The 14,220-nt window shown below is 69.1% G+C and carries 11 protein-coding genes and 1 pseudogene; 6 read left to right on the top strand and 6 right to left on the bottom strand.

Features of this window, described 5'->3' with window-relative positions; translation table 11 throughout:
* The first annotated feature begins 24 nt into the window (after positions 1–24).
* Both AVP42_RS16485 and AVP42_RS12835 read left to right on the top strand, forming a co-directional pair.
* Complete coding sequence (locus tag AVP42_RS16485) at positions 25–618, top strand: hypothetical protein (RefSeq protein WP_157356837.1); 594 nt, start codon at positions 25–27, stop codon at positions 616–618.
* Between the two features lie 16 nt (positions 619–634).
* The gene (locus AVP42_RS12835; RefSeq protein ID WP_082847245.1) at positions 635–2,416 is read left to right on the top strand and encodes a TraM recognition domain-containing protein; all 1,782 of its coding nucleotides are present in this window, start codon (positions 635–637) and stop codon (positions 2,414–2,416) included.
* Positions 2,417–2,625: 209 nt separating this feature from the next.
* On the opposite strand, the gene AVP42_RS16990 is transcribed toward AVP42_RS12835, so the two are convergent.
* A complete protein-coding gene (locus AVP42_RS16990; RefSeq protein WP_255361475.1) occupies positions 2,626–2,754 on the bottom strand; it encodes a hypothetical protein in 129 nt (42 codons plus the stop codon).
* A gap of 113 nt (positions 2,755–2,867) precedes the next feature.
* Between AVP42_RS16990 and AVP42_RS16745 the strand changes: the two genes are divergently transcribed.
* The 3 genes from AVP42_RS16745 (at position 2,868) to AVP42_RS12855 (ending at position 5,525) form a co-directional block, all read left to right on the top strand.
* Positions 2,868–3,317, top strand: coding sequence for a single-stranded DNA-binding protein (locus AVP42_RS16745; RefSeq protein WP_067949622.1), 450 nt, complete (start codon positions 2,868–2,870; stop codon positions 3,315–3,317).
* A gap of 715 nt (positions 3,318–4,032) precedes the next feature.
* Positions 4,033–4,302 (top strand): hypothetical protein, encoded by a 270-nt coding sequence (locus AVP42_RS12850; RefSeq protein ID WP_067949625.1) that lies wholly within the window; start codon positions 4,033–4,035, stop codon positions 4,300–4,302.
* A complete protein-coding gene (locus AVP42_RS12855) occupies positions 4,299–5,525 on the top strand; it encodes a hypothetical protein (protein WP_067949627.1) in 1,227 nt (408 codons plus the stop codon). Before AVP42_RS12850 ends, AVP42_RS12855 begins: the two co-directional genes overlap by 4 nt.
* Before the next feature lie 29 nt (positions 5,526–5,554).
* Here the strand turns inward: AVP42_RS12855 and AVP42_RS12860 are convergent, their stop codons facing one another.
* From AVP42_RS12860 to AVP42_RS16750, 3 genes are read right to left on the bottom strand one after another with little or no spacing between them, the layout of a single operon-like run.
* Positions 5,555–6,415 (bottom strand): DnaJ domain-containing protein, encoded by an 861-nt coding sequence (locus AVP42_RS12860; protein WP_082847247.1) that lies wholly within the window; start codon positions 6,413–6,415, stop codon positions 5,555–5,557.
* Positions 6,412–10,041 (bottom strand): MobF family relaxase, encoded by a 3,630-nt coding sequence (gene mobF / locus AVP42_RS12865; protein WP_231878631.1) that lies wholly within the window; start codon positions 10,039–10,041, stop codon positions 6,412–6,414. Before mobF ends, AVP42_RS12860 begins: the two co-directional genes overlap by 4 nt.
* Before the next feature lie 5 nt (positions 10,042–10,046).
* Complete coding sequence (locus AVP42_RS16750) at positions 10,047–10,505, bottom strand: hypothetical protein (protein ID WP_197467021.1); 459 nt, start codon at positions 10,503–10,505, stop codon at positions 10,047–10,049.
* A gap of 738 nt (positions 10,506–11,243) precedes the next feature.
* On the opposite strand from AVP42_RS16750, the gene AVP42_RS12870 reads away from it, so the two are divergent.
* Positions 11,244–12,629, top strand: a complete 1,386-nt coding sequence (locus AVP42_RS12870; protein WP_082847249.1) for an MFS transporter — start codon at positions 11,244–11,246, stop codon at positions 12,627–12,629.
* Positions 12,630–13,126: 497 nt separating this feature from the next.
* Here AVP42_RS12870 and AVP42_RS16930 read toward each other — a convergent pair whose 3' ends face one another.
* Positions 13,127–13,459 (bottom strand): hypothetical protein, encoded by a 333-nt coding sequence (locus AVP42_RS16930; RefSeq protein WP_231878622.1) that lies wholly within the window; start codon positions 13,457–13,459, stop codon positions 13,127–13,129.
* A 90-nt stretch (positions 13,460–13,549) separates the two neighbouring features.
* A pseudogene (locus AVP42_RS17065) lies at positions 13,550–14,089 on the bottom strand (FAD-dependent oxidoreductase); the annotation flags it as partial.
* Positions 14,090–14,220 lie beyond the last annotated feature (131 nt).

The following is a 14,220-nucleotide window of genomic DNA, read 5'->3' on the forward strand; positions in this document are numbered from 1 at the left end:
GCGCTGTCCCGCAAGGTAGGCGGCGTGGACGCGTTCGGCCGCCTCACGCAGGCGGACATTGCGGCCGCCGAGGCGTTCCCCACGAAGCTCGCTGACATAGACGATCGCTTCGCCCTCTCGAACGATCCGGACGGCTCCATACGCCCGCCCCGCCGAGTCGACCATCGTCCAAACGCCGGGCGTGCGTTCCTCTGCATTGAGGAGCGGATGCCACTCGACGCCGCGATCGTGAACCGTGGCCACCGTGGCCTCCTCGTGCTGACCCGCCATTGCGGCTTGGTATTCGTCCCACACACACTCGGCCGCGAGGCGCAGCTCATCGGCCGGGAAGTAGCCGATGAACGCTCGAGCGGCAGCATCCGGCGCCCACGTCTCGGCACGGAGAAGCGATCGCGGCGGAGTCGATCGCTGAACTATGCGAATCACCGCGATCCGCCGCGACCCGTCGAACTGAAGCCACTCGCCTCGCTGAACTGTTCGCAGTTTGGGTTGCCAGTAACGCAATGGGGCCGGCTCCTCGAAAAGGCGTGGAGCGCGCCGGCCCGCGCGATGAGCCGAGTCTACGACGCGGTCACCCGGCTCTACCACGGTGCGCCGGCCTCGGGATCACCTTGGTAACCGAGAGGACCTACCGATGCGATCACCGGATTCTTGGCGCGCAAACATCGCACTCGCGACCGTCGGCATCGCCGCCGCCCTCGTTGCCATTCAGGCCGGAGTGGTCTTCGCGCTCGCGACGTTCACGTCGACCTCCTTCCCCAGTCTCACAGTGTGGGAACTGCTGGGACTCTACGGGCAGCCCGACCCGACATCCGTCACCACACAGCCGGTCTCCGCGCTCGTGCACTGGGCACTCGTGACAGCAATCGTCGCCGGAATCGTCGTGTGCGCGTCGTACTGGAACTCACGTCGGCGCGGATCGGCGAAGACCGAGACTCTTCGCAAGGGAACCGCCCGACGAGCCGAGCTCGCGAAGCACGCAGGCGGCGATCAACTCATCGCCCGTGCGGGCACCCTCCGCCCATCCCTCGATGTGAAGGCAGCGCGCCCCGAGGACGTCGGCTACTGCATCGGCCGTTCGCATCGTCTGCCGATCTGGATGAGCGTCGAGGACTCGGCGATCCTCGTCGGCCCGTCCCGGTCGGGCAAGGGATTCAACTTCATCGTGCCCATGCTCACCAAGGCGATGGGCGCAGTCGTGACGACATCCACGCGGGCCGACAACCTCCTCCTGACGATCGAGCATCGCAAGCGGACCGGCGGGCCGGTGTTCGTCTTCGACCCGAGCGGTGTCGCAGCCGGCGCCGGGAACCAGCTGCGCTGGTCGCCGCTTGACGGAGCGGTGGACCTCGACGTCGCGATGCGACGCCTGGCATCCCTCATTCCCGGTGATGGGTTCGAGGGAGTTCAGAACGCCGGCTATTGGGAAGCGACGTCGAAGAAGATCATCCTCGCGCTGTTCCACGCGGCCGCGCTCGACGGCCGCACGATCGAGGACTTCTGGCGGTGGATGAGCGACCCGAACCTCGCCAAGACGGAAGCACTCGAGATCCTCAACAGCTCCCCCGACGCCGACCGAGCCACCGCGCGGTCGCTCAATGCCGTGCTCACCGGCAGCCCAGAGCAGCGTGGCAACGATTGGGCGGCGGCATATGCGGATGTCACATATATGGCGTCGCCGAAGGTGCGATCGTCGATGATCCCTGAGGAGGATGACGCGGCGTTCGACCCGTTCGCCTTCATCATGTCGCGCGGCACGCTCTACCTGATCGGGGACGCCGCATCGGCCGCGGCCTTCGAGCCGCTCATCGTCGCTCTGGTCGAGGAGATCTCCGCGGTCGCTCAGGGCGTCGCTGGCGCGTCGCCGGGGGCCCGGTTGGATCCTCCGGTGCAGTTCATCCTCGACGAAGCGGCAAACTTCAAGGTCCCGACGTTGCCGAAGCTCATCAGCTACAGCGGCGGGTCGGGGCTGACAGTCATCGTGGTGCTGCAGTCCATCTCGCAGGCTGAGATGGCGTGGGGACGAGAGGGTGCCCGAGCAATGTGGGGCGCGGCGAGCCTCAAGATCGTGCTTCCCGGAGGATCCGACCCATCTGATCTCAAAGATCTCGAGACGCTTGTCGGCGAGGTTGAACTCGAGCGCCGCTCGTACTCCACATCTGAGAGCGGGGTCTCACACCAATACGCGCGCGAGGAGAAGCGAGTGCTGCGGGCAAGCGAGATTCGTACCCTGCCGTTCGGCACGGCGCTCGTGTTCTTCCGGCAGCTCAAGCCCGCGATCGTGAAGCTCTCACCCTGGATCAAGCTGCCGATCGCCGAACAGCTCGAGCGAGACCGCGAGCTCGTTGCCGCACGCCTGAAGGCCGCAAGCCCGTACGCCGCGCGACTCCACGCCTGGGACAAGTCGCGAGCCTGATGTCGATGGCACCCGCGAGCCGCCCGCGGGCCGGTCTCGGGCTTGCGCGGAAGCAGCGGTATGACGCGTACATCGACTCGCCTCAGTGGTGGCAGCGCCGCGAGGAGTGGCACGCGGAGCAGCGCCGGCGATCGCCGGCCGGGACGGTATGCGCCGTGTGCGGGAACCGGTGGGATCTTCGCCGCGACGATCTCCATCACGTCGAGTACTCAAGGCTCGGCGCGGAGCGACACGAAGACCTCGTTCCGCTCCATCGCCGCGCGCACGACGAGGTTCACCATCTGCTCGATCGCCTCGGGCGGCGACGTCGGATGCCGCTTCGCCTCGCGAATTTCCATGTACTTGCGCTCCTCCGTCGAACACCGCCCTGCGCCGCGGCCGTCGCTGCGCGGCGGGTGGCATCGGAAGAGTGAGGTCCGCATCCGGTGGCCCTGGAGGGAGTCGAGGAGTCATGGCAACCACGAAGGAGAACATCCCGCTCAAGGGGCGGCTGGTCACCAATCCAGAGCGATTGGAGCACGCCAACGGTCCGAAGATCCGCTTCCGGTTCGTGGAGGAGGACTACAAGCGTGAGAACGGGCAGCTCGTCCGGGACGAGAACGGCTACCCCGTCGTGTCGAACATCGCCTTCCACGACGCCGTGGTCTGGCATGAGCCGCTCGCCGAGCGGATCGCGAGCACCCTTCGGTCCGGCGACGCCTTCGTCGCGACGGGTGACCTGAGGTTTTCGACCTACGAGGACAAGGACGGCAACACCCGTCCGTCGCATGAGTTCGCGCTCCGAGCGATCGGTGCCGACCTCGCCAGCGGGCGGGTGGTGATCGATCGTGCCCCGAAGGCTGCGACGGCGGCGGCGGAACAGCAACTCGCTCCGGAACAGACGCGTCACCTCGCACGGTGACCCATGGGCGGCCTTCGCGACACCCGGGGGCCGCCGTCGACTTCAGCCGAGAGGACAACGCGATGCAGGCTCGCGAGTTCGCGGAGCAGTCCGCGGCATCCGCCCCCGACTCGCCATCAAGCTCGCAAGTACGCCGCGGCGTCCTCCTTTCGCCGGCAAGGGCAGGGATCGTCGAGACCCACGGGAACGGATACGACTTCATAGCCGCGAACGAGCGGGCGGGATGGCGCGCCATCCCCGACTGGGGGAGGAACGGTTGGGACCTCGGCCGATGGCCTACAGCGATCGTCATGGCCTCGGACGAGCATGGGCGGCCGCGGGCACTCGTCTACCTCGAGGGCGAAGTGGAGGCACGAGAGTTCGACACCGTCGACGAGCGCACGCGGTTTCTCGATGACGTCGCCGAGGAGCTCTGGCGCACCGGGGAAGCTGACGGGCCTCGCGATGTCGCCGCGTATCCGGCCGGCGAGCTGCCGGCCGACTACCGCGGGCCAGTCCCGCGAGCGCAGGGGTCACCGGCCACGGGACCTGTCGGCCGGTCGGCGAGATCGGTGCCCTCCATGCGCGAGGCACCATCCACCGCACGTTCCTTCGGGCGGCGCTGACGCCTCCGACGTTCCGCAGCTGGGGCACCCATCCACAGATCGACCCCTCTCCGGCCGCGCACGCGACCCCGTCCATACCTTCAACCACACGACCGAAAGGACCTACCACTATGACCGCACAGGACCAGATCGATGTCGCCCTGCAGCGCACCGCGATCGCAGCATTCATCTACTACCCGCAGATCCACGTCGACCAGCCGGACTACCGGCTCGACGAGGATCTTGCCTGGTGTGTCGAACCGCTCGGCGAACTCGACCCAGCCGCTCTCGCAGCGGTCAGAGAGATCGTCGGACGGGCGATCGTCGAGCCCACCGAGTACCGCGAGGAACTCTTCTCGATCCTCTCGGGTCTGGCCGACGCAGACACCCCGGCCGAATGACTCGCCCCCTCCCGGAAGAGGAGCGCATCGCCCGGGACCGGGCGCGCAAGCAGGCATGGTGGGACGCCAACCCGAACTACCGGGCGGAACACCGTGAGAAGAACCTCGAGCGTCTCCGCGAGCAGAACCGCGAGTACATGCGCGCTCAAGCCGCCGAGAAGAAGCGGCGGGCGCGCGAAGTCGAGCGCGTCCGCGAGTGGAGCAAGCAGAATCCCGAGAAGCGCCGTGCTGCGCGCGAGCGCTACAAGGCGGCGAACCCCGAGAAGTATCGCGAGGCCCAGCGGGAGTACTACCACCGCAACAAGGAGGCGATCCGAGCTCGGCGCGATGCGGCGCGCACAGCTGAGCAAGTGCGCGCAGGCGCGCGGCGCGACTACGAGAAGCGGGATCGGTCCAAGCCTGCGAAGCCGCCGTCGCCGGAGCAACGCGAGCGGCACAAGGCTCAGGAGCGCGAAAAGAAGCGCGTCGAACGAGCCCTCGCCAGGGCCGGGCTCCCACCGCGCAGACTGCAGCGCGTCCTCGCGTTCGAGAAGCGGAACAATGCGGCTGCGGCGGACGAGTTCTTCGACCGGCGGCGAACCGTCAAGGAGGTCGCGCAGATCCGGAGGCAGGACGGGCCGACCCCCCGAGCGCTGCTCGAGGGCTTCACCGACACGAACGCTCGACTTCGGGAGCGGCTCCTGTTCCGGCGCGCCGTCGATACCCACCAGCTTGCCCACGCCGACCGGCTTCACCGAGACGTCCTCCTCGACTCACGGGCACGCGAGATTGACGGCAAGCCGCCGTACGACACGTTGCTCGAGGTCCGTCGGCGCGCCGCCAGCGAGGTCCGCGAGGCGCAGGCCCGCCAGAGCGGCGATGGCCGCCTCGTCGAGGCGCACCGGAGCGGAGCGGATCTGAGGGCCGGGAGCGTTCGTGAACTGGTGCAGGCGAACGTGAGGGCCGGATGGCGCGTCGTCCCCTCGCGCGCCGGGGTCGCGCCGCAGCAGCTCTTCTTGGTGAGCAACGAGTTCGACTCGCCACGGTTGCTCACCATCAGCCGTCACGGACCCGAGGTCCGTGAGTTCGACACCGTGGAGGCACGATCCGTTCACCTCAGGAAGTTGAATGGCGGAAGCGAGGCGTTGTCGGTCGGTCCGTCAGCGGCCGCTACTCGGAGAGGATCGACGTCACAGCCGCCGTCCGTGACGTCGCCACGCACGTCGGCAGTCCCGGGTCGGTAGGCACAGCCTGGTCACCGTACGATGTCGCCTTACCCGACTCGAACCGTCTGGGTCAGCAGGACGCCCCGATTGCGATCGACGAGCTGCCAGCATCCTGGAGCGGCCCGGCCCCAGAGGTCTTCCTCGACCCACTCTCCGGTCGCGTGATCGAGCGCGAGTACACGGGAGCGTTCGCTAGCGTGCACCGCTCGCTCGATGTAGAGGATCCCGTGGCCACCGTCCTCGGCCATGCGCACGAGTCGCGCCCACCGCCAGCGCGCGTACGTGTCCGCGACTTGCCGTGTCGTGGCGCCGCCCACGATTGTCGCGGCGCCGACAAGAAGCGCGCCGGTGATTACGAACGCGGTGGTCGCGGCATCCGTCATTTCAGTGGTCGCCGCGGACATCAGGATGGGCGTCGATGCGACTCCCGCGATGATCACCCCGAGAAGGTCTCGGCGCACCATACGCCGGCTCGGGACGAATGCCACGATGGCGCCGAGCACGAACGCCGCAAACATGAGCTGGGCGCTGGCCAGCCGAACGATGGCCGCGGCGGGCTCCGCCCCAATCGTCGCGAGTCGATTGCTCGACACGCTCATCGCGGCGGCCGACGCAACGATGAGCACACCGGGGATCAAAACAGCCAGAACGACACGGACCCAGCCTCGGGCTCGCGGGCGCCCGTCACGGCCCGCCCGTCGGTCGCACCGTTCGTCGTACGCGCGCCGCCGATCGGGATCCATGAGCACGCGACCCGCAGCAAGGACCCGGCGATGTTCGCGCCGCGTACGGCGGGAGCCGGCCAAGTCAGGATGGGTCGCGAAGGCCCGCTCGGTTGAGGCGCGCGCGACGGTTTCGGCGGATGCATGACGGTCGACGCCGAGCGACCGGTAGAGATCGCCTCTCATGGCGCCGACCGTAGCCGCGGCCCACGATGCTCATGGGATTCAGTCGGAACCTGTGGATGGGTGCCCGCCATCTCTCGACGGGCCGTTCTCGGCGAGTCATCCGTTGTCGTCTGCTCGATCCCGTTGAGCACCGCTTTCGCGAGGGCGTGGTCGGCGCGGCGCTGGTGGTTGAGGTCGTCGATGGGCCCGAGTGGGTCGGCGGCGGTCACGCCCCATTTGTCGCGGTAGGCGGCGACCGTGATGGCCGCGGACCGCCATCCTTCTCCGGATGCGTCGCCGAGTCGCTCCGTCCATGGCTCGCGATCTGAGAGCGCACGATCGAGGACGGTGTTGGCTCGCGTGACGATCGCGGCCGCGCGCTCCTCGAGCGCGCGGCGCATGTCTGCGTTGTCCGTGGTGATGCTCAGAAGCAGGCCGGCGATGTGGTCGCGGTAGCGGGCAGGCCGGGATGCCGCGGCGACCGCGAGGCGGTCAGTCAGGCGCTGATGCACCACGGCCGCGGCATCCGTCGCACCATGAAGTTGGCGCGAGCGGACGGCGACCCTCATCAGTTCACGCACGGAGAGTCCCTGCTCGTCGGCGCGGCGGATGAGGGCGACGAGGGCGTCATACCCGCCGTGGTGCTGGAGCTGGTCGTGCAGTTGTTCGCCGAGCGTGCCGGCGAGAAGTGGGCCGTAGCGTTCGCGCGCCACGTGCGCGGCGAGTGTCTCGTACTCGGCCGCGAGCTGGCGGATGCTTGACGCACGCTCGTGCTCGCGCGTGATCGTCGCCGTCGCCGAGGTCTCGGCGCCGGTCGATCGCAACACGGACTCGAGCACGTCCCGCCAGCCGCGCTCGAGCTGCCGGGTGGCGTCGGTGTCGGCGAGACCGGCGGTGACGTACGCCCGGTTCGAGTGCATGCCGCGGGTCATGCCGACGTAGAAGACCTCCCGCGAGGTGCTCTCATCGACCAGGACGTGTGCCGTGTCAACGGTGCGGCCCTGGGACCGGTGCGCGGTCGTCGCGTACGCGAGTTGGACGTGGTCGCGCAGATAGTCGACGGGCAGCGTCACGCGCGCCCGGTCGGCGTTCTCGACGACGGCTTCTCCATTGCGCCGTATCCGCACGACGACCCATTCCTGTCCGTTCCGAACCCACTCCCCCGAGCTGTCGCGCAGGGTGCGGTTGTTGTTCCGGGACACGACGCGGTCGCCGGTGTGGGCGCGCATGCGCTCCGAGATCCCGACGGATGCCTCGCCTAGCCGGCCAGCGTCACGGAGCCATTGCTGGGCGTGCTCGTTCAGCGTCCGGACCTGCGCGTTGTCGGACGCGATCAGGAGCGCATCGCGACCCTCAGCGACATCCTGCTTCCACGCCGAGAGCGCGTCGGCGAGCATCTGCTCGCTCGTGCCCGACTCGACCCTGTTATGCGCCGCGTAGGCGTCGATCGCGGTGGGGTCGCCAAGGCGGAGCAGCACGGACGCGTCACGCTCCCACGCGGCGGTGAATCGCCACACCTGGTCGATTTCGGCGGCGTCCTTTCCGCGGGAGGCGGCAATCGTTGCGAACATGCCGCCGGCATCGACGGCGCCGAGCTGCGCCCAGTCGCCGACGAGCAGCAGCTTCGCGCCCGCCCGCTCGGCCTGCGCGCAAAGCTCGTCGAGTGCGAGAGTGCCGCTCATGCCCGCCTCGTCGACGACGATCAGCTGCCCCGAGCGCATCGCGAATCGCGGGGCGGGACCGGTTGAACCGCTGATCCACATCGCGGTGTTCTCGGTCTCGATCTCGAGCGCCTCGCCGAGCACTCTCGCGGCTGATGCTGATGGGGCGAGACCGATGACGGAGTTCTGCCCGTGCTGTTGCTCCCAGAGCTCGCTGAGCTTCGCGAGGGTGGTCGTCTTCCCGGCGCCGGCCGGCCCGACGAGCACGTCGATCGCGAGCCCGGACGCGGCGATCATCGCAACGGCATCGCGCTGGTCCGATCCGAGCATCCGCCCCTGCCGGTCCGGCTCATCGAGCCGAGCCTCGAGCGCCGCGGCGTCGACTCGAAGTCCGGTCTGGCGCGATGCGGCATCAAGGAGCCGGCGTTCGGCGTCCAGCAGTCGCTGTGTCGTGAAGAGCTCGCGGGATGTGGGCGCGAACGCGGACGCGCCATCCGACTGCCGGAATTCGCGCGGCGCATGCAGCGGGTTTCGTGGGGTGACTGCGACCGCTTGGTCGATGACGCGCTGTAGGACTCGCCGGGTTGCGTCGTCGCGGTCGAGGATGCTGCGGAAGGTGATCGGCTTCAGCGCCCGGTGGATCTCGGCCATCGCGTTCGCGCGTGTCCACGTCGCGCGCGCCTCGGCGAGCGTCGCGAGCACCCGGCCGGCGACTTCCGCTACATCGAGCGCATCGGCGAGGTCATCGCCACGCGCCGACCAGCGGCCCTGTTCCGCGAGTCGGGCGGATCCCGCACGGACGACCTCGGCGACGAGCTCGTCGGGGTCAGTGATGCGAGCGGCGCGTTCCCTCCAGTCCTCGCTCAGTTGTTCGAGCGAGCGCACGGTCTTCGCAACGCGCGTGCGACGGGTCGCTTGGTTGCGCATCCGCCACACCTGGAACCGGGACGGCTCTTTTCCGGTTGCCGCCCGGTACTCCTCGATCAGGTCGTCCTTCGCCTTCGCGATCGCCGTCGATCGTTGCGAGAACTCATCGAGCAGCCGTGGCGGGATGCCGGCGATCTCCCACTTCCGGTTCCGCGCCGCGACCCCGTTCGCGTCAGCGAACAGCGCCCGCGCCTCCTGCGAATCGGACAGGCCATGGTCCTGCAGGAAGCGGGCGTAGCCGCGCTCGTCGACGGCGGCGGTCCGCTCGGTCCAGGCCACGCCGAGGCGGTTCGAGAGCGCATCCATCAGTGCCGCGTCGTATGTCTCCGAGAGGGTGACGACGTGCGGCGAGAGCGCGTGACGGGAATCGATGGTGCGCCACCGGCCGTCCGGCGTCTGCACCCGGTTCGCGATGAGCAAGTGCGTGTGCAGCTGCGGGTCGCCATCCCGCGAGTCCCAGTGATCGAACCCGGTAGCAACCGCACCGAGCACCTCGAGCTGCGCGACCCCGCCGGCGCCGACACGGGTCCGCAACGCGTCACGCTCGAGGATCGCAAGAGTCTCCTGCAGCGCCTGCTCGTGCGCGGCCTTGATCTGCTCCTGCACGGACGTCGGCGCGAGCGCCCAGAGCACGCTCACCGACTTCGGCGGGTTGAACACCAACTCGAACCCGGCGACGGATGATGGCGGCGTGTGCGCCGTCTCCTCGGCGATGATCTTGGCGACGGCGTCCTCGCGCGTCGCGTCACCGAGGGAGGTGTCGAGCTGCTTGACGCGGGCGTCCACCCGTTCCTCGAGTGTCGCGACCACGACGTACCTCCGCGCCAACGGCTCACCAGTCAGCGGATGTGCGCCAGCGCCGTACAGGTGCGACAGCTCCGCTGGCGTCACGGTTCGACCTTCGGCGACACCGAGGCTCGCGACACCGGCGCCGTACCATCGCCCGGCCGGTGTTCCCTCTGCGGCGTAGTAGTCGACGGCGTCACCACGCCCAGCCTCGACCGCGACAGATTCGTGGAAGTAGCGCCACGCATCCTCGCCTGACGCGATCTTCACCATCGAGATCACGACGCCGCCCCCTGTCGCGCCCGGTGCGCCGCGACACGGCACCGCGTCGAGCAGTACTGCTGGCCTGCGCGACCGCGCTGCATGTCGCCGCGGCAGGCGGCGTTCGCGCACGTCGTCCGGCGCGGTGACGCGACGCGCGACGCGTCATGCCAGGCACGCTTGCGACACGTCGCCGAGCAGAAGCGCTGACGCGGAATCGCCGACACGTACCGCGACAGGCAGGCCTCGCAGCGACGCACCAGCACGGATGTCGCGGCGTCACGGCGATGACGCGACTGTCGACGCCGCGCCGCGTCACGGCACGACTGCGAGCAGAACGCCGCGTGCTGCGTGCCGGCGACAAGGCGGCCGCGACACTCCCGACACCAGGACGCAAAGCGTCGATGCCCGATCCGCTGCGGCGCGTGCGCCGCGTCGCCGAGCATCGACATCGCGCGCGACAGGTGGCGCGTCACCGTCGCTGCGCCACGCCGGCCGTGGTCGCCGGCTTCGTCTCGGCCGCCTTCACCCGCTCGCTGCCATGCTCGAGTTCAAGGTCTGCGTCCGGTGCCTGTTCCATGCTCTCCCGATGGACCACGGCGCGCATTCGATGTAACGCGGTTGCGACGCAGCTGCCCTCAAGTGCCAGACGTGTACTGCTTCGACAAGCGGCAGAGTCAGCGCCTGGGGTCGGTCGAGGTCTAGGTCGGCGCCGACCTGCGGATGATCTATGTCGGCCGCGCCCGCGCTGCGTGACAGGCCGCCCGGCACGGTCAGGCTCGCTCGTGGCAACTTTCCATCTGCGAGAGTTCCAGGCACTCGCTGCTCTCAGCGTCGTGTCCGCGCGTCGTAGACGCCGAGCACGCCCGCCCAACCGTCACGCACACGTGCCAGACGACGTCCTCCTCGACTTGATCACTCATGTGGCGGTGCGGACGACGACGGGCCACAGCTCCCTCTCCCATCGGCGTCGTCGCTGCCGCGAATGAGGTGTCCGGCTTGACCGGAGCCCCGGGACCGAGACTGGCCACAATCGGCCGCGAAGCGCCGACACGCCACCCACGGCACGAGATGCGACATCCGGCTGGCGATGACCGGCCCACACCCTCGGCGACGAGAACGGCAGACTCGCTGCGAAGATTGAGTCCCCGGGAATACCCCCCAGGGGTATTGGGTTGTGTTGTGCATCGCACACCACTCAGGGAGTCGTCATCATGCGCCTGTTCCAGATCCGTGACTACCGCCACTTGTTCGGCGCCCAGGTCATCGCGCTGTTCGGCACGGGCCTGGCCACCGTGGCGCTCGGCCTGCTCGCCTACGATCTCGCTGGCCCGAGCGCCGGCGCGGTGCTCGCCACCGCCCTGACCATCAAGATGGTGCTGTACGTGGCCATCGCTCCTCTGGCGGCCGCGTACGCGGACCGCCTGCCGCGCCGGCTGTTCCTGACCTTGCTCGACGTCGTGCGAGCCGCGGTGGTGCTCGCGCTGCCCTTCGTCACGGAGGTATGGCACGTCTACGTGCTGATCGGCGTGCTGCAGTCCGCTTCGGCCGCGTTCACCCCCACGTTCCAGGCCGTCATCCCAGACATCGTCACCGACAAGGCCGCATACACGCGGGCGCTGTCGGCGTCGCAGGTGGCGTACACAATGGAGAGCCTGCTCAGTCCAGTGCTCGCGGCCATCGCCCTCGCCTTCATGAGCTTCAACGTGCTGTTCGTCGGCACCTCGGTCGGCTTCGTCATCTCGGCGATCCTCGTGCTCTCGGCACGGGTACCGAATGCCCGCCCGACCGGCCAGCCCCGGGCCTGGGACCGGGTGACCTCGGGCATCCGCACCTTCGCCGCCACTCCCCGGCTGCGCGGGGTCCTCGCGCTGAACCTCGTCGTCGCGTCGGCCGGGTCGATCGTCATTGTCAGCACGGTCAACGTCGTGCGCGACGAACTCGGCGGCGGCCAGTCCGACGTCGCATGGATGCTCGCGGCCTCCGGCAGCGGCACGCTCGTCGTCGCGTTGCTGGTCCCCCGCCTCCTCGACCGGATCGCCGAACGCACCGTCATGACCGCAGGCGCCGGCGTGCTCGTCGCAGGCGTCATCGCGGCCGTCGTCATGAGCGCAACCGGCACGGTCTCGTGGGCGTTGATGGCGTCGATCTGGACGGCGATCGGCGCAGGAACGGCCATGGTCGTCACCCCGACCGGCCGCGTGATCCGTTCCGCCACGACCCCGGCGGGGCTGCCTGCGACGTTCGCCGCCCAGTTCTCACTGTCGCACCTCGCATGGCTCCTCACCTACCCCCTCGCGGGGTGGGTCGGCACGGCCGTTGGCGTCACCACGGCTTGGTCGATCCTCGGAGTCCTGGCCGCAGCCGGCGCGGTCGCGGCACTGGCGCTCTGGCCCCGGCGCACCATGGCCCGCGGCACCGGCGCCGTCCCCGTCCCGGCACATGAAGGCCGCGGCGGCGCTCGGCGTGCACTCGACGTGGCGCTCCCGGTCGGTGTGAAATCCGGCTCGGGCGGCGCCGCTCAGTCCGTACACCGCCGCAGCACGCGTCGGGCGAGCTCGTCGCCGGCGTACTCCACTCCTGGACGAACGCGACGATGAGCAGCACCACCGCCCACCTGACGATGGGCCCGAAAGCCCGCTGCGGAGAGCTTCGCGAAGTAGCCGAGACCGCCGCCTACCGGGTCTGCTCCACGAGTAGGTGACGGTTGAGGTCACTCAGTCACTGCGGCTGGCGTGTTCATGGCGGCCCTGAAGGCGATCGAGGCGAACCGACCGAGACGGCTCTGCCGACGGCAACCTGGCGGTCGGCCGAGTCCCACGAGATGAGCCGCCACCGGTGTGCAAGAAGTATCGGACGATGGGCAAGCTGCTGCGCTGGAGGATGCCCATCGTCCCGGAAGGGTGCCCAGATCGGAAGCGAAGCCGCCGGCCCTACGGCCGACGGTGCCCTCGGCTGACTCCTGTTGGACAATGCACCGATGAGCGAGCTCGTGTCGTTCCTGGACTTCCCGTGCGACATCCGAGGTTGAGTCGCAAGAGGAGATGCGGCCTCTGCCTTCCTGATGGTGTCGTAGCTCCCGATTACGGCTTGTTCCTCATGCTGGCGTCCCGTCGGCAACGCCGTGGCGGTCGTGGCAGATCTCCGCGGCGATACTGAGCACGGTGCTGGCGGCGTCGAGTCCGGCGACCGCCGTCGTGCGGCTCCGGTGGATGCCGACGGCGACGGCCGCTCCGTCGATCGGATGGGTCCAGCGACCCGTGGGGAAGGCGACACCCGACGCCGTGAGCATCGAGCCGTGGATGCGGCTGGAGTAGCTCGAAGTGAAGCGGTACTCGCCGGGATCCGGGCCGCCGAGCACGTCATGGATGATCGAGCGGGCAGCGTGCGCGCCCTGCGCGGCCGCATCCTCCCAGTGATCGACCCGCATCGAGGCGATGCTTCCCTCGCGAGATCCGGAGAGAAGCGGCCGCCGAGCAACGGTGCCGTGGGCGACGACCGCCACGTGTGCTTCGAGGCGCTCTCCGTCCTCGAGTCCGATGACCACGGACTCGGATCCCGCGGTGACATGGCTCACCGGATGTCCGAAGCGGGTTCGGATGTGAGCGTCGTGTCGGTGGAGCAAGGCGGATGCCACGACCGGGCCGAGTTCGCGACGCAGGGGCACCGGCGAGCGGGACACGAGGGTCACGTCGGCTCCGGCTTCCGCGAGCAGCGACGCTGTCTCGGATCCGATCAGGCCGGCGCCGAGGATGACGGCGCGCCCACCGTTCGGCGGCAGCAGGGTGCGGACCCGCTCGGCGTCCTCAATCGAATGAAGGTGCGTCAGGCGCTCGATGGTGCCGGCGCGATCCCCGCCGGCCTGGGCCGAGTACCGCCGGGGAGCGCTCCCCGAGGCGAGAAGCACGGCCGCCGGCCGCATCCGATCCCCCGACCGGAATCGCACCGTTCCGTCAGCCTCGATCGCGGACACCTCCTCGCGCACCAGTTCGGTGCCCGCCGGCGCGTCGCGGGCGACCTGCTCGGGCGTCAACAGTCCGGTCAGTACGCCCTTGTTCACGAGCGTGCGGTTGGGTCGGCCCCTGTGGGTCGGTGATTGTCACCGGCCCCGGCCAACCGGAACGCACCAGCGTGTCTGCTGCGGACCATCCCGCAGCGCCGGCCCCGACGACGAGGACGTGATGCGACTTC

This window comes from Agromyces sp. NDB4Y10, assembly GCF_001620055.1.
GTDB lineage: Bacteria > Actinomycetota > Actinomycetes > Actinomycetales > Microbacteriaceae > Agromyces > Agromyces indicus.